Raw genomic sequence first — 23,916 nt, 5'->3', positions numbered from 1 at the left:
CCGATGTCAGGTTTCTATACCGCCCCGCCCCGGTGGGCGGAGCGGTACAGAAGGGGAAGGGCTTACACGTTGTGCTTCTTCTTGGTCACAGCCAGAGCCAGAGCGGCGGTGCTGACCAGGGCCAGAGCCACCCAAATCTGAATCATGGCCTCGTCGCCCGTCTGAGGCACGTTCTCGGGCTTCTCAGTGGCCTGGGGCTTGTCGGTGGTCTCAGGCTTCTCAGAGGCCACGGGCTTGTCGGTGGTCTCGGGAGCACCACCGGCGGTGAGGCCGTCCATGGCAGCGGACAGAGCGGCCACGGCGTTGTCCACAGTGGCCTGGTCGTCCTCAGAGAGGGTCTCGTCAGCCAGCACGGACTGAGCAGAGGCCAGAGCGGAGCGGAACATGGCCACGGACTCGGCGGTGTAGCCGGTCAGGTCGATGCTCTCAGCCTTGCCGATGAGGTCTTCCAGGATGGACTTGTCGGCCTTGTAGCGCTGGGCCAGGATGGCGTTCATCAGAGCCTCCACAGCGGTCTCCACATCGCCCTGGAGGGCATCGCCGTCGTCCATGACCTTCTGACCGGCATTCAAAGCGTCCAGCAGTTCCTGCCAGTGGTCGGGCATGTACTTGCTCTGGTTGGCTACCATGGACTCAGCCTTGACGATGAGTACCTCCAGCATGGTCTTGTCGCCCTGCTTCAGGCCCAGGGACCAGATGCCAGTGAGCAGGTTGTCCCAAGCGGTGTTCACCTGATCCTGGGTGGCGTTGGGGTCGTCCAGCACGGCCTTGGCCTCGTCCATAGCCTTCTGGAAGACGGCCACAGCGGAGTCCACCACGCCGGTGGTGTCCAGGGTCAGAGCGTAGTCATAGGTCTTTTGCAGCAGAAGCTTGTTGGCCTCCTGGCCGGGCTCCTGAACCTTCTCCAGCTGCTCCACAGCAGCGTTGAGGGCGGTCAGAGCTTCGTCTACGTCCTTCTGAGTGGCCTCGTCATTGGCCAGGACAGTCTGGGCGTCGGCCAGAGCGGCGGCAAACACGGTCCAGGTCTCGGCGGTGTAGTCGGCTTCCTTCAGAGCGGAGGCCTCGTCCACGGCGGCCTGGAGCTTCGTCTTGTCCACGGTGGGCTCGGTGCCGGAATCCACCTCGAACTGGGCGGTGATGACCACGTCTTCCGCGGGCATCAGGAAGCTGGTGCCCTCCATCACGGTGTCGTTGTACTTCAGGGTGCCCTCCTTCAGGCGGTAGCCCTCGTCGGGGGTGACGTACACGTTGACCTTGGCGCCCTCCTCGTAGTTGGCGGCGTCGGTGGTGATGGTGCCGTTGGCAATGCCGTCGGCGATGGTCAGGCTGTGGGTGCGCTCCACGGTGGCGGTGTCCACACCGAACAGACGGCACTCATAGATACGAGTGGCGGCATAGGGCACGCCGGGCTGGCAGCCGTCGGCGATGTACAGACGGAAGTAGCGGGCGGTCACGGGCTCCTCGAACTCATAGGTGGTGATGTTCTCGGTGTTGTTCACATACTCGGCCACGGTGACCCAGTTGGCGCTGTTGCCCAGGTAGGACTTGTCGTGGAGTTGCTCCTCAGTGGCATTGGGGTCCTTGAGGACCTGCAGGGAGAAGTTGGAGGAGATGTCCAGCTCGTGCTCCACACCTGCGTGGACGGTCTGCCAGGAGGAGATGGTCTTGTCTGCGCCCAGGTCGAAGGCGGCCCACTGGTTGTAGCGGGTGTTGTCGCCGGGGCACCACTTGGAGCCGTCCTCGCTCTCGTCGAAGAGGTTCTCCGGGCCGCCGCCCACGCCGGGATTGCCGGAGCCACCCAGAATGGCGGCGCCGTAGGCCTGGTTGGTGGGGATGGTGGGATCCACATAGATGCGGTCGGTGACCTTTACTTCCACGGTGGCGAACACGGTCTCGTCATAGGCGGAGACAGCCTTGACGGTGACGGTGGGGGAGAGCTCGTTGGTATCCATGGTCAGGATGCCATTGAAGTTCATGGTGGTGTTCTCGCCGGTGTTACCTTCCACGGTCCAGATCACGTCGCTGAGGTTCTCGCCGTTGGCGGTGACCTGAGCGGTGAACTGGCAGGTGGTGCCCTGACGGACCTCCACGTTCTCATTGGGCAGAATCTGCACGGACTGGATGTCCGCGGCGCTGGTGTCCAGAGAGGTGACGTCGAAATCGGCAATGGCATTCATGGCGGTCTCCACAAAGGCCTTCATCTTGCCGTTGGAGGGCTCAGCTTCCCAAGTGCTGTAGTAGATGTCAGCGCCGGAGCCTTCCAGAGCGATGATCTGATAGCGGGGGTTGCGATAGATGCTCAGACGCTCATAGGCGGCCTTGGCCAGGTAGTAGCCGTGGGTCTGCACCAGAGGATCGTCGGAGGACTCCACCGCCATAGCGCCGCCGATGGCAGCGGCCATGTCATAGAGCTTGTTGAAGGCGGGCTGAGCCTCCTCCACCAGCAGGCGCTCCACGGGATCGTCGCTGTTTTTCAGAGTCTCCAGCTTCTCGATGGAGTCCACGATCTCATACATCTTCTCCATGAGGCTGGCGGCGGCGGTGGCGCTGCCACTGCCGTACTGAGCGTACAGACGGGTCAGCTCAGCGGGCTCATAGCTGGTGTTCAGACTGCCGTAGACCACCTTCAGGGCCTGTGCCATGTCGGGGTCGTCGGGGAAGATGCCGTCGAAGCAGTTCTCCCAGTTCTCCATGGCGTCAAAGGCGTTGGGGTTCCAGGTGTAGTCGGCGATGCCGAAGAACGCCACCTTGGAGGACTCGGAGTAGTTCATGGGGTTGGACAGCACACCCTTGAGGCTGGTGGGGTTGGAGTCCAGGGAGTAGTAGTGGTTGATGGGGTTGGTGTAGTAGACGTTGTCCACATTGTCGTTGACGGGGTAGTTCCACCACAGCACGGGGTCCCGGCCAATCCAATTCTTAAAGGTGGTGGCAGAGGTGTTGCTGATGCTGGAGAACACGTCGCTGCCGGTAAAGCAGATCTCAATGTCCTCGTGCACATTGCGGAACTTGGGCATGTAGGTGGAAGCACCGCTGGAACCGGTGGTATACCAAGCAGGGGTAAAGAACAGGCCCTTTACATGGTCTTCCGCTGCAGTGCCCTCGCCGTTGTAGGTCTCATACAGACGCTCCTGGGTGGTGTTGAGCATGTAGATCTGCATGTCGCAGGTGCGGGCGGCCTCAGAGTTGGAGATGTCGTCCACGAAGATGCCGAACTGGCGTACGCCCAGGTCGTACATATCCGCAAACTTGGCCATCAGGCGGTCCACGCCCTCATTGACGGTCTCCTCATTGGTGAAGTCAATGGGCTTCTTCATGGCGGGGTGAGCCACCCAGACGAAGTCCACGTTGCACTCGGTGGCCTTCTCAGCAAACTGCTGCATCTCGCTGCGGGTGCGGATACCGATGGCGGACTCCTCCTCGGTGACGGTCTCAGGATAGGGCTCGTCCCACTGACCCAGGTGATAGGGGTCGGTCTTGGGGCCGTAGAGGAAGATGTTCATCTTGTAGCGCTTGGCGAAGTCGAACCAGCTCAGAGTGCCCTCCACGCTCCAGGGGTAGCCGTAGTAGCCTTCCACGCAGCCACGGTACTTCTGGAAGGAGTAGTCCTCAAAGGTGGAGATCTTCATCTGGCGGTCGGTGGTCTGCTCCAGCATCAGATTCAGAGTGGCCAGACCGTAGTAGGCAGCGTCGCTGTCCTGGCCCAGGATAACGATGTCGCCGTTTTCAAACACCTTCACCACGTGCATGTCGTACTTGTTCTCGCCCTCGGTGAACACATCCTTGGGCACACCCTCATAGGTGTCGGCGGCGTCGCCGGAGCCGTTGATACCCACATACAGGTTGGTGTTGGTCTCAGAGGCCTGGTCGGCAACCTGGGTGGTGTACCCGTTGTCGGTGAGAACCTCTTTGATGCGGTTGGCGGTGACGGTGTCGATGCCCTCACCCTGGATGACGTTGATGGTGTCGGTGAGGGTGATGGTGCCCTCTTCATCGGTCACCTTCTGGGGAGTGGGGTAGATGGTGTAGTTGCCGCCGGACACATCGGGGGTGTCATCCTTGGAGTTGTACACAGCCAGCTCAAAGATGGACACAGACTTCCAGTCGGCCTGGTCGTAGCGGCTGACGTACACCCGGAGATAGCGGCCCACGGCGGGAGCCTCCAGGGAGATGCTCTCGTCCTTGGTGGTGGGGTTGGAGTTGCGCTCAAACACGGTGGTCCAGCTGTCGGCGTTGTCAGACACCTCCAGCTTGTACTCCACGATGTTCTGCTGCTCCCAGGAGATATCCACCGTATCAAAGGTGGTGGTGGTGCCAAAATCCACTTGCAGCCACTTGGGAGCGGTGCCTGCACTGTCGGCGTTGGTGGCCCAGCGGGTGCTGGAGTTGCCATCCACAGCCTTGTCAGCGGTGAAGCTGGTACCAGACTCCACATCACTGGCCGTGGCGGTCTTGTTCAGGGCCAGATTGGTGTCGGCGGCAGCCTGGGCGGTTTGGGAGAGCAGTCCCAGGCCCGGCATACCGGTGGTGACCATGCATACCGCCAGGACTGCACCTGTGATGCACTTTACGAGTTTGTTCAAGATAGTTCCTCCTTTGTCAAGATTGCTCCTTTTCTTTCTTTCGCTTGTTTGCTGTTTTCGCCTCCTATGCTCTCATCTATGGTAAAAGGGGGTCTATGGCCGCCCTGTTGCCATCTCTGGTCCATACAAAGGAAAACCCCACCAGAACGCAGGAAAGGGAAAACGACACTCCAACACTTTGGGGGAAGCCTCCAACTGTGCCTTGCGGTTCGGTACGGGGTTGACAATTTGTGAGGATTATGCGCTGGAAAAGGGGACGGGGGAAACGATACCCATTCCAGGCCTTTACCCACCTATTGTAGACCGGAAACTGTGAAAAGTCAACAAAAGAATCGAAGTAAAATGGAATTGAAACTATGCGAAATAGAAGATGGTATATAAAAATTGTGAGGAATTATATGGAGAAGTGGAGACAAACTGGCTACATGGGTGCATTTTATTCCTCTTCTGGTAAAGGATAATTTTGCTGGGAGAGGTGGGGGGATTTTCGACATTTTTTAGGGAAAGGGCAGGTGGACATTTCTGTCAAAAGCATGGTATATTATTCAACTGAGTGTAGACTCCATGAAATAAGAAACTGAGAGGGAGATTCATTGCGTATGAGTAAACACGAACGAGAAAAACAACACCAGGTAGACGCCGACTATTCCCTGGAGGCGGTGCCCGCCTCAGCCCGGAAAGGCTTTTGGAATATGTTCTTTGTCATGCTGGGCTTTACCTTCTTTTCTGCCAGCATGAGCGTGGGCGCCAAGCTGGGCAACGGCCTGGACCTGTCCGGCTTTGCCTGGGCCTGCCTCATCGGCGGCCTGATTCTCTCCGCCTACTGCGGCATCCTGGCCTACATTGGCTCCAGCACCGGGTTGAACATGGACCTGCTGTGCCGTAAGACGTTTGGTGAGAAGGGCTCCTACCTGTCCTCCGCCATTCTGGGCTTTACCCAGATCGGCTGGTTTGGTGTGGGTGTGGCCATGTTCTCCATTCCTGCTGCCGAGCTCTTGGGGGTCAATGCGTGGGCTCTGACCATCGTGGCTGGCCTGCTGATGACCGCCACCGCGGCCACCGGCATGAAGGCCCTGGAGATCGTCAGCTATATCTCCGTGCCCCTCATTGTGGTACTGGGCATGTACTCCATGATCACCGCCACCGGAGAGGGCGGCGGACTCACCGCCATCTTCGCCCAGTCTGCCGGCGGCATCAGCCTGGTCACTGGCATTGGCTACGTCATCGGCTCCTTTATCTCCGGCGGCACCGCCACCCCCAACTTCATCCGTTTTGCAAAAAACAGCAAGATCGCGGTGTGGACCACCGTCATCGCCTTTTTCCTGGGAAATACTCTGATGTTCTGCTTCGGCGCTGTGGGCGGCGCCTTCACCGGGAAGGATGATATCTTCTATGTGATGATCGCCCAGGGTCTGGCTATCCCCGCCCTCATCGTGCTGGGCGCCAACATCTGGACCACCAACAACAACGCTCTGTACACCGGCGGCCTGGCCATCTCCAACGTCTCCGGGGTGCGCATGAAGTTCACCACTTGGATTGCCGGTATCGTGGGTACCGCCTTGGCCATCTGGCTGTACTGGAACTTCACTGGTTGGCTGAACATCTTGAACTGCGCGCTGCCCCCCATCGGTGCCATTGTCATTCTGGACTTCTTCAAAAACCGCAGCAAGTTCCGGGACGCCGATCGGCGAGTGACCGTCAACTGGTTCAACATGGCCGGCATCGTGGTGGGTGCTGTGGCAGCCAACATCCTCCCCTGGGGCATTGCCGCCATCAACGCCATGATCGTGGCGGCGGTGTGCTTCTTCCTGGGGGAACTGCTGGGTAAAAAACACAACTAAACAAATAGGGAGGATTTTACCATGCTCTTTCAAAAGCTTCACCTGGGCAATGCCCAGGACACGGTGGACATTCGAGTCACCGACGGCAAGTTTGACGCCATCGCTCCCCACCTGGAGCCCCTGCCTGGGGAGGAAGTGGTGGCCGACTGCGCCGGAAAGATGGCTCTGCCGCCCTTTGTGGAATCCCACGTGCACCTGGACACCTGCCTCACCGCTGGCCGTCCCCGCTGGAACCTCAGCGGTACCCTCTTTGAGGGCATCCAGTGCTGGGAGGAGTACAAGCCCTCCCTGACCCATGAGGACGTGAAGGCCCGGGTCAACCAGGCCATCCGCATGCAGGCGGCCAACGGCATCCAGTACGTCCGCACCCACGTGGACATCAACGACCCCAAGCTCACCGCCCTGGAGGCCATGCTGGAGATTCGGGAAGAGGTCCGTGACTACATGGACATCCAGATCGTGGCCTTCCCTCAGTACGGCATCCTCAGCTACCCCAACGGGGCCAAGCTGCTGGAGCAGGCCCTGGAGATGGGAGCGGACGCCGCCGGAGCCATCCCCCACTTCGAGTTCACCCGGGAGTACTCCGTGGAGTCTCTGAACATCTGCATGGACCTGGCTGCCAAGTACAACAAGCTGGTGGATGTCCACTGTGACGAGATCGACGACGAGGCCTCCCGTGGTCTGGAGACCCTGGCCGCCCGGGCCTATGAGATGGGCATGGGGGAGAAGGTCACCGCCTCCCACACCACCGCCATGCACAGCTACAACAACGCCTACGTCATCCGCCTGATGCGGCTTCTCAAGCTGTCCGGCATCAACTTTGTGGCCAACCCCTGCGTCAACGTCCACCTGGGCGGCCGCACTGACACCTACCCCAAGCGCCGCAGCATGACCCGGGTGAAGGAGCTCACCGACGAGGGCATCAACGTCTCCTTCGGCTCCGACGATATCTTCGACCCCTGGAATCCTCTGGGCAATGCCAAAATGCGGGACCAGGTGTTCATGGGCCTGTATGCGGGCCACATGCTGGGCTATGAGGAGATCGTCAACTCCTACCGCTTCGTCACCACCAACGCTGCCCGTACCCTCCACCTGGGGGATGCCTATGGCATCAAGGAGGGCAACGATGCCAACTTCATCATCCTGGACGCCAAGGACTGGTACGACGCATTGAACTATGACGCCAACGTCCTGCGCAACTACCGCAAGGGCAAGCTGATTGCCAGCACCGCCCCTGTGGACAAGCAGGTGTTCTTCTAATTCTGATGGCATGAAAAAATCCCACGGAGACCCATTCAGGGTTTCCGTGGGATTTTGTTATGCGCCGGGCAGATATGCCCACTCCTCCATGGGCAGAGATTGCGTGGAGGCGTCCGCATTGTAGATCAGGGAGTCCCCCTTCTTATCAAATACATAGATGGTGTCGCTGTATATATACAAGGTCAGGGTGTTCGCTGTCTCCTCATAGTACCCCCGAGTGACAGAACTCATGAGAATGGAGCGGGACCAGGTGAAGGAGCCATCACTGAATAGCTCCAGATACGATGCGTCAAAATCAAGGGTGGTGTCTGGAGTTTTCAGATGAAAGGTGCCGGGGAGGTCTGCGCCCCAATAGGTGGCCAGGCGTTGGGCGGGGGGTCTGCCGTAGAACAGGTGGATGGTCTCGTCTCCGGTGCCGTGGTACCCTCCATTGGCTTTTTGGTACAGGGGCTGAACCACCAGGTGGATGAACCATCCACCCAGGTCACTCACCCCGTCGTCGGTGTAGGTGATGGTGCGCTCACCACCTGGAATACCCTCGGCCACATGGGTGATGGAAAATTGGTCAGCATCTGGGGCCAGACGGCGAATTTCCTCCTGGGGCAGATACTTCAAGGCCTCCAAATAGTCCCGCAGTTTGTATATGGTAGTCTGCTCTGGACAGGTGGTGGGCTGGGTGACCGTATACGTGCTGTCCTCCAGATTCAGCCGCAGCTGTGCGCGGTAAGTCTGGTTGTGCTGGGTGTAGAAAAAGCGAACGGTGCCGGATTTTTCCCACTGAAAGTCTGCGTTGAGGAGCACTTCAAACTGGTCGGTGTTGACGTTGAGCTCGGAGGGATACTGGAGATGCTCTATGTGCGCGATCTGCTCTACAATCTCCTGGGGGTCTAAATCTGCCACATTGTGTCCCTGCATGGGGAAGCCTCGGGACATGGGGGGATTGGTGAGAAAGCACACTCCAACGATGGCGCACACCACCAACGAGGCGGACACCGCCAGAACGGTGGGCCGCTGATAGCGCAGCACCGACTTCACCCGCTGCTTCACCCCAACCTCCCCAAAGGCCAGAGGACAGGCGGCAATGGCAGGGCGGCGCACCGAGCAGGAGAGCAGTGCCTGGGAGTAGTCCGCCCGCTGCCGGGGCTCCATGCCCCGCACCACCTTCTCGTCACAGGCCAGCTCAATATCTCGGCACAGCAGCAGATAGGCCAGCCACAGCAGAGGGTTGAACCAGTACACGCTCAGCAGCACAAAGGCCAGGAGTTTCCACCAGTGATCTCTGCGCTGGATGTGAGCCCGCTCGTGGGCCACCACGTGCTCCATGGTGTCCTGGTCCAGATAGAAGGGAAGGTAAATCCGGGGGTGAACCAACCCCAGCACGAAGGGGGAGAGCACCGCCTCACTCTGGTAGAGATTGTTCTCCAGCTGTACCGCCGTGGCCACCCGCCGCTGCAGGCGCAGATAGCTCACGGCACTCCAACCTAGCAGCGCCGCCACACCAAAGAACCAGAGGACCGCCAGAACCGGAAGCCAAATCTCCAGGAGATTGGGGGCGGCGTCCGTGGTAGAGGTAGCGGCCTGGGAGAGTACGGGATTGATGGACTGGTTCAGGGTGGGAAATCCGGTGTAGACCCTGTGGATGCCGTCGGTGAGAATGGTAGGGGAGATGGTCTCGGCACTGGGAATGAGGCTCAGGGCGCTCTCCAGGGAGAAGGGGAAGATGAGCCGTACTCCCACAATGCCCCACAGCAGCACATGGGCCCATTTTGGGGCCCGTTTCAGCACCAGGCGGGCCAGAAGTACCACCGACACCAGCCAGCTGGCAGAAATACTGATGTTTACGATGTGCAAAAACAGCTCAGTCATGGCCCATTCCCCTTTCTAAATTGGTCGATCATCGCCTGTACCTGGTCGATCTCCTTCTGGGTCATCTTCTGGTGGCGGGTAAAGGCCGCCACAAAGGCGGGGAGCGAACCCTCAAATTTGGTCTCCACCAGCTCGTCGATCTCAGCGGCCTGCACCTGGTCCTTGGAGACCAGAGAGGTGACAATGGTGTTCTCGTTCTTCAGCACCCCTCGCTGGGCCAGACGCTTGATGACCGTGTAAGTGGTGGAGTTTTTCCACCCCAGCTGCTCCTTGCACAGGGCCACCAGCTCCCCACTTTTGATGGGCTCGTGCTCCCACAAAATCAGGCAGAAACGGTACTCACTCTCGAAAATCTTCGGCGTGTCCATGGTGTCACCTCCTTAGTCTAATGCGTTCGATTACACTGCCAGTCTAACGCATTCGATTGAATCTGTCAATGGAAAGATAGAGGATGAGGGGAGAGAAGTTGCACAGGGGGATTGATTCTTTGTGGAAGATATGAGAGAATGGGCGAAAGCAAGACCTCAAACGAGAGAGAAATGGGAGGGAATACCACATGGAGGAAGAGAACTTGGTATCAGTGGAGAAAGCAAAGTCCTGCTTTGGCAGATTGGGATGGGCCCTGTGTGCCTATGCGATGGTCATTGTCGTGCTGCAGCTTGTGGCAGTGGCGATTGGGGGCGTGTTGTTTGCCATGGGTGTGAACGTGTTAGAGAACGCCTGGTTTTTGTGGGCGGCTTCCTTTATCCCGCAGTACCTGGTGGGTGTGCCTCTGTTTTTGTTGATCCTCCGCAAGATGCCCGTGGTGGAGCAGTCCCAGACCAAACTGGGGGGAGGAAAGTTTTGGGCGCTGTTGCTGATGTGCTTCCCGGTGATGTTCATCGGAAATCTGGTTGGCACCTTCTTGTCCGGGCTGCTGTCCGGCGGAACAGCACAAAATGGTGTGGAGGCCATGGTCAGCGGTGGAAACCCGTTGATTCTGTTTACCGTGGTAATTTTGGCCCCGCTGATGGAGGAGCTGGTTTTCCGTAAGCAGCTGCTGGACCGTTGCGCCCAGTATGGGGAAAAGACTGCCATGGTGTTCTCCGCCCTGGCCTTTGCCATGTTCCACATGAACCTGTTTCAGTTCTTCTACGCCTTCGGCATGGGCCTGATTTTTGCCTATGTGTACCTGCGCACCCGTCGCCTCCGCTATCCTGTGCTGATGCACATGATCATCAACTTCATGGGCTCGGTGGTGCCTCTGTGGGTGGTGTCCAACCTGGACTTGGATGCCCTGTCCAACTTGAACCCCCAGAATCTGGACCAGGAGATGCTGGCGGCCATTCTGCCCGGCCTGCTCATCTACCTGGCCTATGTGGTGGTGCAGCTGGTGCTGGTCATTGCGGGCCTGGTGATTGGGATCGTTATGCGCAAGTCCTTCACCCTTCAGCCCGCCCCGGAGGAGCTGCCCCGGGAAGGCCGGGCCAAAACGGTGTACGGCAATGCAGGCTTCGTTCTCTATGCGGTTCTGTGCGCGGTGGCATTTCTCTTTAGCTTATTTTCCTGACCGTATAAGGATATAAAAAGCGCCTGGAATCCGAGGATTCCAGGCGCTTTAGCTTTTAGGGTTTGGAGAGGGAGAAGGTCACGGTGACGTCGCCGTGGCCCAGAGCTTCCTGCCATCCGGTGAGGTCGGTGACCTGTCCCAGGCGGGTGTAGCTCCAGGAATTGGAGCCGTAAAAGAGGACAATCTGGTTGCCCTGGTACAGCATAATGTCCCCGGACTGGGTGGACATGTGGGTGTTGCTGGTGGGGAGGGACTGGCCCAGGCTGCCCACCTTTTCAAAGCCGCCGTAGTCCTCCAGGGAGAGGGTGAGGGGGCCGTCGGTGAGCAGGTCCGCCAGGGCCTCGGCGCCCTGGTTGTCCGCAAAGGTGGCGGGGAAGGTGACTCCCTCCACCGTGAGATAGAAGGTGTGGGTGTCCACAGTGGTATCCTCCTTTGATTCCGGTGAAATGGTAGAGGTGGGACTGGGGTGGGAGGTAGTGGCACAGGCCGCCAGACACAGAGCCAGCACCACGGCCCACAGGGCATATCCAATCCGCTTCATGGGTTATTGGGCGTCCGAGCCGCAGAGAATCTCGCCCCGGGACTCCGGGTCATCCCGGATGATCTCGCCCACAGAGGGGACCACAATGCGGCCGGAGCGAGGGTTCTTGATGCTCACCACCGGGGTGAGCACCGTGGCCTCCACCTCACTCTTTTCAAAGGCCAGATCGGTGTCCTCCATGCGGCAGTCCACTAGCTTTAGACCCTTGCAGTAGCACAGAGGCTGGGTGCCGATGATGGTGCAGTGCTCAAAGGTCACGTTTTCACAGTACCAGGCCAGATATTCCCCTTTCACTATGCTGTTGCGCACCACCACGTTTTTAGCGTGCCAGAAGGCATCCTTAGTGTCAAAGCGGCAGTTGTCGAAGATGGCGTCCTCGATGTACTGGAAGGAGTATTTGCCCCGGAAGATCACATCAGTGAAGCGCAGATGGGTGGAGCGCATCATAAAATATTCACTCTCTGCGGTGCAGTGGTCCATGGTGATGTCGTGCACCGACCAGCCAAACTCCGGGGAGATGATGTCACAGTCCCGCAGGGCCACCTGGCCACACTCCCGCAGCGCCTTGATGCCGTGGAGTTTGGTGTTGGTGATCTCAATGTGGTGGGAGTACCACAGGGCCGCCCGGCACATGGGGGTCAGCTCACTGTCTCGAATCACCAGGCCGTCGTCGTGCCAGAAGGGATAGCGCAGGTTGAAAAAGCAGCGCAGGGCCTGGATGTTGGCCCCCTCCTTGAAGGCGCTCTCCCCGTCGGCGGGTCCGTCAAAGGCACAGTCGGTGACCTGAATGTCCCGCTGGCCATACAGGGCTCGCTCTTGGTCAAAGGTTTCATGGTGGATGTATCTCATGGTGTCGTTCCTCCATTTCTAGAACTGGTGTGGGGGTCAGCGGAGCGGCGCTGAATCCGGTAGACCAGATAGTCCAGACACCCAATCTGTTTTTCCATCTGGTGCACCCGGTCCAACAGGGCCGCACGGTGACGGGACAGAAGCTGTAGCTGCTGAGCGGTGTTTTCCGCCTGTGCGTAGGCCAGGTACTGCTCTACCTGTGGGGCGTCCAGCCCGGCGGCTTTCAGATTCAAGATCAGGTCCTGTGTGGTCATCCCTTGCTCACCTTCCATTTCGATACCCAGTATACCGAGGAACCTTCTATATATCAAATACTTATACTGAATGATGAGGCATAGTTGAAAGCTATGGCTGTGGGTGGTATACTGGGGAAAAAGGAGGCGAGAGGCGTGGAACTGCGGGTATTACAATATTTTCTGGCGGTGGCAAGAGAGCAGAGTATTTCCGGGGCGGCGGCATCGCTGCACCTCTCCCAGCCCACCCTCTCCACCCAGCTCAAGGCTCTGGAGGAGGAGCTGGGGAAACAGCTGCTCATCCGGGGCACCAAGGGGTCCCGAAAGGTGCTGCTCACCGAAGAGGGGATGATTTTGCGCAAGCGGGCAGAGGAAATTTTGGAGCTGGTGCAGATCACAGAGCGGGAGATTTCCCTGTCCGACGAGGTGGTGGCGGGGGATGTGTACATCGGGGCGGGGGAATCGGATATGATTCGCCTGTTTGCCCGGGCAGCCAAACAGCTCCAGGCCAAGTACCCCGACATCCACTACCATGTGCGCAGCGGCAATGCGGCCTTTGTTCAGGACTACTTGGACCGGGGGCTCATCGACTTTGGCGTGGTCTATGGCCCGGTGGACACCAGTATCTACAGCTCGGTGAAGGTTCCTGTTCACGACACCTGGGGGGTGCTCATGCGCAAGGACGCCCCGCTGGCAGACAAAGAGTATATTCAGCCTCAGGACCTCTGGGATAAGCCCCTGATTGTCTCCGCCCAGAAGGCGGACAACTGGTCTTTGACCAAGTGGTTTGAGCGGGACTATGCCAAGCTGAACATCGTGGCCACCTATAATCTGGTGTTCAACGCCTCCCTGATGGTGGAGGAGGGGCTGGGCTATGCCCTGTGCTTTGATCAGCTCATCAACGTCAGCGGGGACAGCCCTCTGTGTTTCCGGCCCCTGTCCCCGTCCATGCGGTCGGAGGCGTCTATCATCTGGAAACGCTACCAGGTGTTCTCCAAGGCGTCGGAATGTTTTTTGAAGCAGCTCAAGGGGCTGATGACAGACCAAGAGACAGAAAACTCCCCGGAAACTGTATGAGTTCCGGGGAGTTTTTTCAGGCGCATCGGAGATAGGACGCCTTTTTCTGTTCGTAAACTTTCAGGGCTTTGGACACGCGGAGGACCAGATAGCCCCCGAAGATGGCGGTGTAGAGGATGATGTCCAGATATTTGTGGGAGAACTGGGGGACAAACAGCACCATCACATGGGCGTAAATCAGCCCAAAGAAGAGATAGGCCAGGCGCTGCAACCGTTTCCAGCTGGCGGCGCTCATGCGGCGGCGGACACGGGAGAAGGACGTCACCATGAGAGGAATCATGAGGAGGATCATGAGCAGGGAGAGAATGGCTGCCACCAGAGTGGTGGGCCGCATGGTTTCCGGGGCCACAAACAGCATGACAAAATGCCGGATGCCGTACATGAGGTTGTGGCCCAGAGTGAGAATGCAGGCCATAATGGACAGAGGGCCTCGGATGGCCAGCAACTTGCGCACCAGCGGTCTGCGGTGGTCCAGCGCCCCCACATACATCACCACCATGAACAGGGCGGTGGGCAGCGTGCCCCGGGTGAAGAGATTGACAATGTAGGTGTTCACCCACTGGGGTGCCGTGGCCCGAAGGCCCAGGCTGTAGTAGAGCACTTCACCCACCACCAACAGGATGGCCAGGGCGTAGAAGGCACCGGGGCGCTTTCGGATAGCCCCGTGACAGCTGACAGCGAAGAGCAGGGCCAGGGCGATGGATACCAGAATGTAGGGGTACATACCATTCCTCCTTGGGGAAATCTTTGTTTTTTGGCAGTTAGCAAAAGCTAACTGAACGGGAGTATACAATACCCTACCTGGTTTTGTCAACCCTGATTTTCTAAGGAGGTTAGTTTGTCATGCCAGTTTGAAAGAGCCGGAACACCTGTTGAGCGGTGGCGGCCAGGTTGGCCCGGGCGGTGTCCGGCTCCATGGCCTGCTCCAGGGAGCAGGGGCCAGAGAGGATGGGGAAGAAGGCGTCAATGCCCTGGGTGTGACAGGCGGTGGCGTCTGGGGTGACGCAGCCTGCCAGGGCGACCACCGGCTTGTGGTGCCGTTTGGCCAGCTGGGCCACTCCCACCGGGGCTTTTCCCATGGCAGTCTGGCCATCCAGCCGTCCCTCTCCGGTGATGACCAGGTCGGCATCCCGGATGAAGTCCTCCAGATGGGTTTCTTCCAGCACGATGGAAACCCCAGGCTCCAACGCCCCACGGAGGAAGGTTTGGAAGGCGAAGCCCAGCCCTCCGGCAGCTCCCGTTCCCGGTGCATTGGGGTGGGCGGTGTCCGGGCACACGGCCTGGGCCAGCTGGGCGTAATGGAATAGCCATTGGTCCATATCCTGAATGGTTTCAGGTGTGGCCCCTTTCTGGGGACCGTAGACGGCGCTGCAACCCTGGGGGCCGCACAGAATATTGGTGACATCGCAGGCCGCCCGGAACTCACACTGGGCCAGCTGGGGGAGAACTCCGTCGCAGGTGATGCGGGCCAGATGGGAAAGCCCCTGGGCGCCGTGGGGGATGGGGCGGCCCTCCGCGTCGAAAAAGCCGTAGCCCAGGGCCTGGAGCATGCCCACACCTCCGTCGTTGGTGGCGCTGCCTCCGATGCCCACCAGGAAACGGCGGCAGCCCTTGGCCATGGCGTCTCGGATGACCTCGCCCACGCCGTAGGTAGTGGTGTATAGGGGATTGCGCTGGGACTTCGGCACCAGGGTGAGGCCCGCTGCCCCGGACATCTCCACCACCGCGGTGCCTGAGTCGGGGAGGATGCCATAGGAGCACACCACAGGAGCACCCAACGGCCCGGTCACCGTCACCTGCTGCCATTGGCCGCCCATGCCGGAGATCAGGGCTTCCACGGTGCCCTCGCCCCCGTCGGCCAGAGGGCGGACGGTCACCGATACTCTGGGGTCTGCCTGGGCAATCCCTGCCCGGACCGCTTGGCCCGCCTCCATGGAGGAGAGGCTGCCTTTGAACGAGTCCATGGCCACCACAATGTTCATAAAGAGACCTCCTAAGCTGGTAATTTTCTTGGGTTCATGATACCACAGGGAGTTTCCCCATACAAGACGAACACCCCCGGAACGAGTGTTCCGGGGGTGTATGGAGCTATTTTGATAGATATTCCGCAAAGGAACAGAGAATCCCTCGGGCGGACCCATCCAACGTGGCATGTTGACGGGCCACCATGGCATCGCACTGGGCCTGGTCGAACAGAAGGTCCATGGCAACTGCCATGAGCTGGTGGGGGTCCTGACACACTTGGCTCATGCCATGGGTGTGGAAGTATTGGGCATTGCAGGTTTCACAGCCGGGGATGGCCGCTGTATGCAAAATGGGAATGCCGCATACGGCCGCTTCGGTGGAGGAGAGTCCCCCGGGCTTTGTGACAAACAGGTCCGAGGCCCGCATATAGTCCGCCATGTCCTGGGTGTATCCCACGATCACGGTGTTTTTTGGGCGTTTGGCCATGAGGGTGTTGTACAGCTCTTGGTTGTTGCCGCAGACAACCACCAGAGACACATCCTGACGTTGGGCAACCCCGTCCATCAGTGTCTCTATGGTCTCTCGGATGGTGCCGCCGCCCATGCTTCCCCCTGCTGTCAGGATGTATTTTTTGTGGGGGTCCAGATGCAGGCGTCTGCGGGCCTCCTCTTTGCTCTGGCGGTTGGCAAAGACGGGGCTTGTGGGGATGCCCAAGGGGTGCAGCTTCTCTAACGGAATGCCACGGCGCACGTAGTCGGAGGCCAGGTCCGGGGCGGGGATGACATAGGCGTCGCAGTTGGTCTCCTCGGTAAAGGGAATGCAGACGTAGTCGGTGGAGACAAAGATGGTTTTGGGAATCTGCAGGCCCCTGTTTTTCATATTGGTGAGGATTTCTGCTGGATACAGGTGGGTGGTAATAATCACGTCATAGGAATGGCTGGCCAGATACTTTTTCATAAACGGAACCATCCGATGATTGACGTGATACACCGGCGACCGACACGGCAATTTCCGGTACAGCTCCCCGGCGGTGTAGACGGCGCCAAACAGCCGGGGCGTGTTCTGTACCATGGAGATATAGGCACCGTTGATTCTGCGGGCAAGGGACTGACTGCGCAGAGTGTAGGGATTGAGCATGACGGCGTGATGGCCTCGCATGTGCAGCTCTTCCACAATTGCCTTTGCGGCGGAGTCGTGTCCACCTCCGGTGCCACAAGAGAGAATCAGCGCGTCCATACCCATTTCACCTCAATTTGCTCTCTCTGCTCCTTGCTCATATGTAGCCGCAACAGGACCACCCCAGAGATGATCAAAAATCCCATCCAGATGGCGGGAATCTTCACAATGAAAATCATGTGGACCAGAGCACAGAGATAGGCCACCAAGGTGCGGTAAAAGTGGGGGCTGATTTGGAGCACGACAGAAAGTAATATGAAATACATGGCCAGCGTCGCCACTGGCTGCCAGATGGGGAGGAGGCCAAGCAGGCAGCCGAAGGTGACGGCAATGCCTTTTCCCCCTTGAAAGCGGTAAAACACGGGGAAGGCGTGTCCAATCACTGGAGCAGCCAGCACCAGGGCACAGGCAATGGGATCTGGCCTAGGTCCGGCCAGGAAGGCAAATACGGGGATAAACCCTTTGAGCAGATCACAGACAAGGGTGAGCACACCGCACCAGAAGCCGCCGTACTGGAAGGCGTTTGCGGTACCTGGGTTGTGGTCGTTGCTCCGCTCTATGAGGTCTGGCTTGTGGAAAAGCCTGGCGAATATCTGGGCATACAGCACACTACCTGAGAGGTATCCCACCAAGGCGTAAAGAATGGTTCTCAAAACAGTCGTCCCTTTCAAACAAAGAATGGATCATGAATTCATAAAAAGGCATTTTACAACGGTCTATTCCATTTGTCAAACGGATCTATCCACATAGAAGAAGGGACAATCGTGAAGGGATACCGTAGAATACATAGAAAAACCCCGGAAATACAAGGCTTTGATAAGGATGGTAGCAAGAAACCAGTAAAATCAAGGCTTTGTGGATAGCAACAGGCAATGCGGCAATTAAAACTGAATAAGTTTACAGAGCAGGGATACCGTTTTCGTCAATGGTATCCCTTTTCTGTTGCTCCACACTGACGCCATAGGTACAAAAACCTGTGGCGTTTTTTTGTGCCCATTTTTGGAAAGGAGCTGGATAGATGAAACTGAATGAAGCGGAAATGAGGATGGCGTACCAGATCGAGAGTACAGACCCGAACGCTGTTCTGAATGAAATTTATATGACCTGGCGCCTGTCAAGGAACCAGGCTACCAGGGATACGGCGGAAAGCCTCATGGCGAAGCTGCGCTCCCTGTCAAACAACGAGTGCATGGATTTGATCCGGGAGGTCCAGACAAATTACCGTCTGCCGGGAAAACCCCAGACTATCGGGGAGATGCTGGCGGAGGCCAGGCAGAAGTCCGGGGCGCAGAAGCTGGCCGGACACGATATCATGGCCCTGGAACGGTTTGACCCGGATACCCGGCACATGATCGTCTTTGACGTCCTCTCCCAAGCACCCCACTTGTTATTCAGTATAACATACTGTCTAACAAATGGGGTGCAGTTCAATATAGGCTACTGGCCGGGAAAACTTTATATTTTTTCACTGTCCTCTTGACGGGGAGCGGTTCACAGAACGCTCTCCAAAAAAGAGATTCGTTTTTACCGCGCCTTCTCCTGTTTCAGACGGCGGGTGGGGATTGCCAGCAGCTTACGCACCCGGCCCTCCAAATGCTTCTCAATGGCCTGCAAATGTTCTTCCGGCAGATTAATGCTTTCATGGCGCTTGAACCGGAACCCGATCATGCGGCGGAGCTGCTCTTTCTGCTTTGGCCCCATGACCTCCGCACACACCTCCTCATAGGAGATGTTGTAGGGGTTAGAACGGGTTTTTGCATACTCGTCCAGGTTCGCATAATCTTCCTTGCCGGCATAGCAGAACAGGGACAGCCCGTTGTCAAAAATGGGGGCTGGCGCGATGATGTTGCCGCTGTGGTTATCCCGCAGGACGCCAAAGTTTCCAAAGTGTCGGTCCTCGTTGTAAATCAGGGCGTCAAACACCAGCATACTGCGGATTTGCTCGGAAAACTCCGGCCCCAGCTTGTCGTAGTAGGCAAGGCAGGCGGCAATGCCCCCGGTTCGGACAATTCGCCCGATGGGGATATAGGCCGTGTCGATGTTGGTAAACAGGGCGCACTTAGAGGCGGTAATGCCTTTCCAGTTCTCCAGGTCATAATGCACGGCGTTCAGACGCATGGTTTCCGCAATCTGCGAAGCATAATACTCGCAATACGGCTCCCGGCCCGCATTGGACGCGCCGGTCGTGCCGCCCTTATAGAGATAAATCCCATCGTGCTCCACATAGCGCCACGCCTTGGGCAGCATACCGCCTGTGGTCAGCTCTGGGGATGTGGTAAACGCCTGCCGGCTCCCGCCTGCGCCGGTATAGGCCACCAGCGCCAGTATCTCGGAAAAGCGGTTTTCGTAAAGATTGTATTGGGAGAATTTCCCCTCAAATCCTTCCGGCACCACCCAATAGCTGTCGTTCAGCGACAGCCCCTTGCATACATCGATGATTCCCTTGGTGTCGTTATGGCTGAGGCCAAGGGTTTTCAAAATCTCGTCCACAAAGGCGCGGTTTTTGGGGATAACCCGCCGCTCCAGCCAATGAATGACGCCCTCGCCGGTGCGCTCCATATCCAAAGGCAGCAAATGGGCCTGCTCCTCGTTGGTGTATAAGATTTCGGCTACAAGGCCGGACAAGCCCTGCTTTTCCATGGAAAAGCGCATGAGCTCCGTATCATAAATGCGGAGACTGTAAACATGACTCATAGGCTCCTCCTTGTCGTTTAGTTCCAGTGAAACATCCTTCCCCAGCGCCGAAGCGATTTTTAAGATCATATCAAGCGTGGGGTTCTGTGTCCCACTTTCCAGGCGGTTAATGCCGGAACGCTGGATTCCCAGCCGCCTTGCCAGTTCTGCCTGGGAAATGCCCTGCTCCAGACGGGCCTCCACAAGCTGGGATATGATTTTCTGCCGTTTGCGCAGTTCATCCATACTCTCACCTCACTGCTTTAATGTTAACATATATGATAACAATTTGCAAGCGGGAGAATCTGTCGAAGCTGGGAAACCGGCAACTCACCGCTCCGGCTCTTTGCTGTGGCTGCCCCGAATGGGAATCCCCAGCCGGTGGCACAGAAAATCGTTCACATCCTTTCCACGGGGCAGGGGTCTGTTCTCCACCCGGTAGCCCGCTGGCATGACAGCTATGATTGCCCTGGCCGCCAGCCTGCCGGCGGTGTCATTGTCCAGATGGAGATAGACCGTTTTCACATGGGGGTGGTCCTCCAAAAACCGGGTGAGGGCCACTGGCAGCTTGCTTTCCTCCATCTTTTTCTTCGGCTGGTACACCCCGGCCAGGGACAGCAGGTTGTGCCGCCGCCAGTCAATCCCGTCCAGCTTGCAGAGCGTGGCGTAGGACATGACATCAATGGCGCACTCGCACAGATGGACCGCCGGATTTTCCACGCAAGCGGGCAGGGCAAAGGAAAAGTGCTTATCACTGCCGCTTAAATCCCCGTGGAACCGGGCTTCACGGATTCCCCGCAGGCAGCCGAACCGCGCCTTGCCGTCCTTGTCGAAGCCCACAAAAACCACGTTGCTGTGGCCTTTGTTCCGGCTCTCATAAATCCGCCCGGTCTGGACGCAGTAGTCCAAAATCTCCTGGTCAATGCCCCGGCCCTTGAGATAGGCCATCATCGCCCGGTTATCCGGGGCGGCCTGGGGCAGAAGCAGGTGCTTGGGCTTTTCCTCTTTCGGCGCTGGTACAAAGGAAGGCGGGGGGATGGCAGCCCTTCCGGAGATGGTTTCCATGGCCTCCCAAAAGGAATAGCCGTTGACCTTGATGAGATAGTCCAGCGCGCTGTAACCGCCGATCCCACGGGAAAACCAGCACCATTTGCCGTTGGAAATCCGCAGGCTGTCATGAGTCTTGGTACAGTAGACATTGCCGGACACATGGACCAGCTCCTGGGGTTCGCAGGTTTGCAGGTAGGTGAGCAGGTCCACCTGCCTTGCCCGTTCGATGGCTTCTGAATCGTAAAAAGGCATAAAAAAATACAGCCCCCTTCACATAGCCGTAGATTAGCCGCCCCTTGTGGGGTAGGGCTATGTAAAGGGGGCTGTACTCTTTTCAGATATGGAAAAAGCCGACTGGATTGCTCCAATCGGCTTTTTCTGCCTATACTTTTTATATGTTATTTGAGCTTTTCAACATCCTCCAAATAAATAGACACCTCTCCACACTTGGGACAAATGGCTACTTTAGGTTTGCCCATCCTTCCACCAAATAGTTTATTTTCATCTGATGATAAGATAATACCGTATCCACCTCCTTCGATCTTAATAGCACAATTTTCTTTCATTTCACTACCACAGCGGATACATTTACGCATTTATAATTACCTCCTAAAATTCCAATTTTCTTAGTTCTATAAACTGGGATTTATTTTTGTTCTATTATTTCTAATAGTCTTCTTACATAATCATCTGCATGGTTTATTGAAAACTCTCCATGATACATATTAGGAAGAACTTGTATAGAACTATTCTGTAGTTTTTTATGAATTAGTTCTGCTGATTTTTTCATTGAGTGATTTTCTTTTTCTCCGACAAAAATATGAACAATTGCTTCGCTCTCTTCAATCCCATCTTTTAAGGAATATAATGAGTTTTCCTGTAAAAAAGCAATCATATCGCCCTTTGTTATTGCACAAGTATCTTTGTAATAATTATCAAACAAATGCTGCTTTATTCGTAATGATTTGAATTGTAATTTTGAAAACCATTTATACTTTATCAAACCATAACAACTCCCAAACGCAGGCTTAATCATAAAATATGTGAATTTTGAAGGTATTACAAGTGCGCTTTCCACTATTGCATACTTACATATATCCTTACGATGAGATAAAATTTCAAGTAAAATCTGTCCTCCAAGTGATAGTCCTCCAATCAATAAAACGGAACCATCCAGTTTATCATTTATAAATTCTATAATCTCTAAAGCGTTATTTTCTATCGTCGTAAATCGTTTATCACTTCCTGCATGACCGTCTAATATAGGTATAATTATATGATAATCCGTTTGTAGCATTTCAGCAATTTCTTTGTAATTCCACCATGACAAACCACCTCCATGTAGGAGGATAATTACATTACTATTTCCTTTCCCATATTCAGCATAGTTCAACCTTTTTCACCTCGCTGTAAAATTCCAATTTGCCACTTTCTTTATAAATTAAGATTTTCTGATTTGTTCTATCTCAACATCAAAGTCTATACAAATTTACTCTATTCTAGTTTTATTGGGATGTTTCCTAACAAATCAATCAGTATGTGTCATTTAACAGAAAATCCGCCAAATGCACGATTTTCACCCCATTGATGTTTCCCGTGGCCAATTCGTCCAGCGTTACCACATATTTCGGATAGTGGTCTTTGATTTCGAGGAGATTGGCAACCTCCCGATCCGATTCCTCCGGCAGCCTGCGGCACACCTGGACGTAGATACGCTCATCGCGCCGCACCGCTACGAAGTCAATCTCTTTCGTTTCATTTTTCCCGATATAAACTTCATAGCCCCGCCGCCGCAGTTCAAAATACACGATGTTTTCCAGCATAGCGGCAATGGACGTAGGATGAAAGCCCATGATGCAGTATTTCAGAGAAGCGTCTGCCAGATAGAATTTTTCCTGGGTTTTCAGCACGGATTTTCCCTGCAAATCATACCGCTGGCAGCGATAGATCACAAACGCCTTTTCCAGCCAGTTCAGATAGTTGTAAACCGCCTCCACGGATAGGGAACGCCCCTCGCTTTTGAGGAACTTCGCAATGGCGTTGGCGGAAAAGGTCTTGCCCACATTTTCCACGATATACTTGACAACACGGTTGAATAAATCAAAGTTCATGATATTATGCCGCTTGGTAATATCGTTGGTAATCACGGAGTTATAAATGCCCTCCACAATCTGATAGGCGGAGCGTTCGTCAAAGCTGCCCAGCGCCACAATGGGAAAACCGCCCAGCCGCAGGTATTCGTTTAACAGCTCCTTGGGGGAACGGGAATCCGGTTTCTTAAAATCCAGATATTCCGCAAAGGACAGAGTAAAGACCGGGATGGAGATATACCGCCCCGTCAAATAGGTGGAGATCTCGCTGGACATCAGTTTGGAATTGGAGCCGGTCACATAAATGTCGGTATTGGAATTTTCCAGCAGGCTGTTGACAGCTTTTTCCCAGCCGGTAATTTCCTGTACTTCGTCCAGCAGCAGATAGTAGCGCCCATTGCCGGTCATTTGCTCCTTGATGCCCTGATACATAGCCTTGTCGGTCATACCGTCGTCAAAGTCCTCCGACGTATAGCGCATACTGATAATGTGGTCTGCGGCAATCCCGCTTTTCAGCAGATCGTCCCGCAGCATATCTAAAATTGTGGATTTACCACAGCGCCGGATTCCTGCCAGTATCTTCACCAGCGGAACATCCCGATAGGTTTTCAGCGTGTTCATATATTGTGGTCGGATAATCATATCGTTCGCCTCCTTGTTCCTTACTAATAGTATAGCGAAAAACTCCAAGAATATCAATGGTTTTTACTTGTAATCCGTAAAAACTTATTATCCATAAAACCTTTTTTGGGTTTGAATGAATTTTGGTATGTAAAAGGCGGCATGAATTTCTCCATGCCGCCTAAAGAGCTATTCCGTTTTGAAAGTGCCGATTTTCTTCAGATAGGCAAATCCGTCTGCATGGCCCCGGAAGTAGATGTGTTCCCGTTCCATATTATCGTCCCGCATATACAGCCGGATAAATTCCTTCCAGGCTTCATGCTCCTCAGCAGTAAAAGAAAGTTCTCCCTTGCCCTCCAGCAGAGCGCCAATCACAGGATTTTGGCGTTTCAGTTCTTCCATCTGGGCCTTTAACTTGGCATATTCCGGGCTGGCAGCCGCCAAATCCATCACAATGTCGCTGTCGATTTCAGAAAACTGCTCGGAAATGCGCTCCGGGAGCAGGCAGTAGCTATCGTCCATCTATCATCACCCCTTGTTACGAT

The 23,916-nt window shown here is 56.0% G+C and carries 21 protein-coding genes; 5 read left to right on the top strand and 16 right to left on the bottom strand.

The window, feature by feature from the left end:
* Window positions 1-62 precede the first annotated feature (62 nt).
* Window positions 63-4,580, bottom strand: a complete 4,518-nt coding sequence (locus B5F98_RS04905; protein ID WP_087369995.1) for a beta-N-acetylglucosaminidase domain-containing protein — start codon at window positions 4,578-4,580, stop codon at window positions 63-65.
* Between the two features lie 599 nt (window positions 4,581-5,179).
* Here B5F98_RS04905 and codB point away from each other — a divergent pair.
* Window positions 5,180-6,421, top strand: coding sequence for a cytosine permease (gene codB, locus B5F98_RS04900; RefSeq protein ID WP_087369993.1), 1,242 nt, complete (start codon window positions 5,180-5,182; stop codon window positions 6,419-6,421).
* A gap of 21 nt (window positions 6,422-6,442) precedes the next feature.
* A complete protein-coding gene (gene codA / locus B5F98_RS04895; RefSeq protein ID WP_087369991.1) occupies window positions 6,443-7,681 on the top strand; it encodes a cytosine deaminase in 1,239 nt (412 codons plus the stop codon).
* Window positions 7,682-7,738: 57 nt separating this feature from the next.
* Here the strand turns inward: codA and B5F98_RS04890 are convergent, their stop codons facing one another.
* Window positions 7,739-9,547: a M56 family metallopeptidase gene (locus B5F98_RS04890; RefSeq protein WP_087369989.1), complete on the bottom strand. Its 1,809-nt coding sequence runs from the start codon at window positions 9,545-9,547 to the stop codon at window positions 7,739-7,741.
* A complete protein-coding gene (locus B5F98_RS04885; RefSeq protein WP_087230915.1) occupies window positions 9,544-9,915 on the bottom strand; it encodes a BlaI/MecI/CopY family transcriptional regulator in 372 nt (123 codons plus the stop codon). Before B5F98_RS04885 ends, B5F98_RS04890 begins: the two co-directional genes overlap by 4 nt.
* 188 nt (window positions 9,916-10,103) lie before the next feature.
* Between B5F98_RS04885 and B5F98_RS04880 the strand changes: the two genes are divergently transcribed.
* Window positions 10,104-11,096, top strand: coding sequence for a type II CAAX endopeptidase family protein (locus B5F98_RS04880; protein ID WP_087369987.1), 993 nt, complete (start codon window positions 10,104-10,106; stop codon window positions 11,094-11,096).
* A gap of 55 nt (window positions 11,097-11,151) precedes the next feature.
* Here B5F98_RS04880 and B5F98_RS04875 read toward each other — a convergent pair whose 3' ends face one another.
* Genes B5F98_RS04875 through B5F98_RS04865 form a run of 3 tightly spaced genes read right to left on the bottom strand, consistent with a single transcriptional unit; the run spans window position 11,152 to window position 12,740 of the window.
* Entirely contained in the window at window positions 11,152-11,637 is a 486-nt protein-coding gene (locus B5F98_RS04875) for a cyclophilin-like fold protein (protein ID WP_087369985.1), read from the bottom strand.
* Window positions 11,638-11,640: 3 nt separating this feature from the next.
* The gene (locus B5F98_RS04870) at window positions 11,641-12,486 is read right to left on the bottom strand and encodes a DUF3737 family protein (protein ID WP_087369983.1); all 846 of its coding nucleotides are present in this window, start codon (window positions 12,484-12,486) and stop codon (window positions 11,641-11,643) included.
* Window positions 12,483-12,740 (bottom strand): hypothetical protein, encoded by a 258-nt coding sequence (locus tag B5F98_RS04865; RefSeq protein WP_087369981.1) that lies wholly within the window; start codon window positions 12,738-12,740, stop codon window positions 12,483-12,485. Before B5F98_RS04865 ends, B5F98_RS04870 begins: the two co-directional genes overlap by 4 nt.
* 135 nt (window positions 12,741-12,875) lie before the next feature.
* Here B5F98_RS04865 and B5F98_RS04860 point away from each other — a divergent pair, with 135 nt between their 5' ends.
* Window positions 12,876-13,796, top strand: coding sequence for a LysR family transcriptional regulator (locus tag B5F98_RS04860; RefSeq protein ID WP_087369979.1), 921 nt, complete (start codon window positions 12,876-12,878; stop codon window positions 13,794-13,796).
* 16 nt (window positions 13,797-13,812) lie between these two features.
* Here the strand turns inward: B5F98_RS04860 and B5F98_RS04855 are convergent, their stop codons facing one another.
* The 4 genes from B5F98_RS04855 to B5F98_RS04840 all read right to left on the bottom strand — a co-directional run bounded on the left by B5F98_RS04855 (window position 13,813) and on the right by B5F98_RS04840 (window position 17,590).
* A complete protein-coding gene (locus B5F98_RS04855; protein ID WP_087369977.1) occupies window positions 13,813-14,520 on the bottom strand; it encodes a ferric reductase-like transmembrane domain-containing protein in 708 nt (235 codons plus the stop codon).
* Window positions 14,521-14,629: 109 nt separating this feature from the next.
* Window positions 14,630-15,778, bottom strand: coding sequence for a glycerate kinase (locus tag B5F98_RS04850; protein WP_087369975.1), 1,149 nt, complete (start codon window positions 15,776-15,778; stop codon window positions 14,630-14,632).
* Window positions 15,779-15,884: 106 nt separating this feature from the next.
* Complete coding sequence (locus B5F98_RS04845) at window positions 15,885-16,997, bottom strand: glycosyltransferase (protein ID WP_158099787.1); 1,113 nt, start codon at window positions 16,995-16,997, stop codon at window positions 15,885-15,887.
* On the bottom strand, window positions 16,985-17,590 hold the full coding sequence (locus tag B5F98_RS04840; RefSeq protein WP_158099786.1) for a glycerol-3-phosphate acyltransferase: 606 nt from the start codon (window positions 17,588-17,590) through the stop codon (window positions 16,985-16,987). The genes B5F98_RS04845 and B5F98_RS04840 overlap by 13 nt, the downstream gene beginning before the upstream one ends.
* Window positions 17,591-17,955: 365 nt before the next feature.
* Here B5F98_RS04840 and B5F98_RS04835 point away from each other — a divergent pair, with 365 nt between their 5' ends.
* Window positions 17,956-18,417, top strand: coding sequence for a DUF5720 family protein (locus B5F98_RS04835; protein WP_242961600.1), 462 nt, complete (start codon window positions 17,956-17,958; stop codon window positions 18,415-18,417).
* A 44-nt stretch (window positions 18,418-18,461) separates the two neighbouring features.
* Here B5F98_RS04835 and B5F98_RS04830 read toward each other — a convergent pair whose 3' ends face one another.
* From B5F98_RS04830 to B5F98_RS04805, 6 genes are all read right to left on the bottom strand, one after another.
* The gene (locus B5F98_RS04830; RefSeq protein ID WP_087369969.1) at window positions 18,462-19,856 is read right to left on the bottom strand and encodes an XRE family transcriptional regulator; all 1,395 of its coding nucleotides are present in this window, start codon (window positions 19,854-19,856) and stop codon (window positions 18,462-18,464) included.
* A gap of 84 nt (window positions 19,857-19,940) precedes the next feature.
* On the bottom strand, window positions 19,941-20,912 hold the full coding sequence (locus tag B5F98_RS04825) for a DUF3991 and toprim domain-containing protein (RefSeq protein WP_087369967.1): 972 nt from the start codon (window positions 20,910-20,912) through the stop codon (window positions 19,941-19,943).
* A 146-nt stretch (window positions 20,913-21,058) separates the two neighbouring features.
* On the bottom strand, window positions 21,059-21,256 hold the full coding sequence (locus B5F98_RS04820) for a nucleic acid-binding protein (protein WP_087369965.1): 198 nt from the start codon (window positions 21,254-21,256) through the stop codon (window positions 21,059-21,061).
* A 50-nt stretch (window positions 21,257-21,306) separates the two neighbouring features.
* Window positions 21,307-22,053, bottom strand: coding sequence for an alpha/beta hydrolase (locus tag B5F98_RS04815; RefSeq protein WP_087369963.1), 747 nt, complete (start codon window positions 22,051-22,053; stop codon window positions 21,307-21,309).
* Between the two features lie 139 nt (window positions 22,054-22,192).
* Window positions 22,193-23,392, bottom strand: a complete 1,200-nt coding sequence (locus B5F98_RS04810) for an ATP-binding protein (protein ID WP_087369961.1) — start codon at window positions 23,390-23,392, stop codon at window positions 22,193-22,195.
* Between the two features lie 168 nt (window positions 23,393-23,560).
* Window positions 23,561-23,893: a hypothetical protein gene (locus B5F98_RS04805; RefSeq protein WP_087369959.1), complete on the bottom strand. Its 333-nt coding sequence runs from the start codon at window positions 23,891-23,893 to the stop codon at window positions 23,561-23,563.
* Window positions 23,894-23,916: the final 23 nt, after the last annotated feature.

Source organism: Pseudoflavonifractor sp. An44 (assembly GCF_002161675.1).
Taxonomy (GTDB): domain Bacteria; phylum Bacillota; class Clostridia; order Oscillospirales; family Oscillospiraceae; genus Enterenecus; species Enterenecus faecium.
The sequence above is the reverse complement of the archived record's forward strand: the minus strand, read 5'-3'. Positions and strand labels throughout refer to the sequence as shown.

What these genes read in the sequence shown, in the direction of transcription:
- B5F98_RS04820 (WP_087369965.1), bottom strand. Translation starts at nt 21,256, where the DNA reads ATGCGTAAATGTATCCGCTGTGGTAGTGAAATGAAAGAAAATTGTGCT.
- B5F98_RS04825 (WP_087369967.1), bottom strand. Translation starts at nt 20,912, where the DNA reads ATGCCTTTTTACGATTCAGAAGCCATCGAACGGGCAAGGCAGGTGGAC.
- codA (WP_087369991.1), top strand. Translation starts at nt 6,443, where the DNA reads ATGCTCTTTCAAAAGCTTCACCTGGGCAATGCCCAGGACACGGTGGAC.
- B5F98_RS04880 (WP_087369987.1), top strand. Translation starts at nt 10,104, where the DNA reads ATGGAGGAAGAGAACTTGGTATCAGTGGAGAAAGCAAAGTCCTGCTTT.
- B5F98_RS04805 (WP_087369959.1), bottom strand. Translation starts at nt 23,893, where the DNA reads ATGGACGATAGCTACTGCCTGCTCCCGGAGCGCATTTCCGAGCAGTTT.
- B5F98_RS04845 (WP_158099787.1), bottom strand. Translation starts at nt 16,997, where the DNA reads ATGGACGCGCTGATTCTCTCTTGTGGCACCGGAGGTGGACACGACTCC.
- B5F98_RS04865 (WP_087369981.1), bottom strand. Translation starts at nt 12,740, where the DNA reads ATGACCACACAGGACCTGATCTTGAATCTGAAAGCCGCCGGGCTGGAC.
- B5F98_RS04855 (WP_087369977.1), bottom strand. Translation starts at nt 14,520, where the DNA reads ATGTACCCCTACATTCTGGTATCCATCGCCCTGGCCCTGCTCTTCGCT.
- B5F98_RS04830 (WP_087369969.1), bottom strand. Translation starts at nt 19,856, where the DNA reads ATGGATGAACTGCGCAAACGGCAGAAAATCATATCCCAGCTTGTGGAG.
- B5F98_RS04870 (WP_087369983.1), bottom strand. Translation starts at nt 12,486, where the DNA reads ATGAGATACATCCACCATGAAACCTTTGACCAAGAGCGAGCCCTGTAT.
- B5F98_RS04850 (WP_087369975.1), bottom strand. Translation starts at nt 15,778, where the DNA reads ATGAACATTGTGGTGGCCATGGACTCGTTCAAAGGCAGCCTCTCCTCC.
- codB (WP_087369993.1), top strand. Translation starts at nt 5,180, where the DNA reads ATGAGTAAACACGAACGAGAAAAACAACACCAGGTAGACGCCGACTAT.
- B5F98_RS04810 (WP_087369961.1), bottom strand. Translation starts at nt 23,392, where the DNA reads ATGATTATCCGACCACAATATATGAACACGCTGAAAACCTATCGGGAT.
- B5F98_RS04890 (WP_087369989.1), bottom strand. Translation starts at nt 9,547, where the DNA reads ATGACTGAGCTGTTTTTGCACATCGTAAACATCAGTATTTCTGCCAGC.
- B5F98_RS04885 (WP_087230915.1), bottom strand. Translation starts at nt 9,915, where the DNA reads ATGGACACGCCGAAGATTTTCGAGAGTGAGTACCGTTTCTGCCTGATT.
- B5F98_RS04835 (WP_242961600.1), top strand. Translation starts at nt 17,956, where the DNA reads ATGAAACTGAATGAAGCGGAAATGAGGATGGCGTACCAGATCGAGAGT.
- B5F98_RS04875 (WP_087369985.1), bottom strand. Translation starts at nt 11,637, where the DNA reads ATGAAGCGGATTGGATATGCCCTGTGGGCCGTGGTGCTGGCTCTGTGT.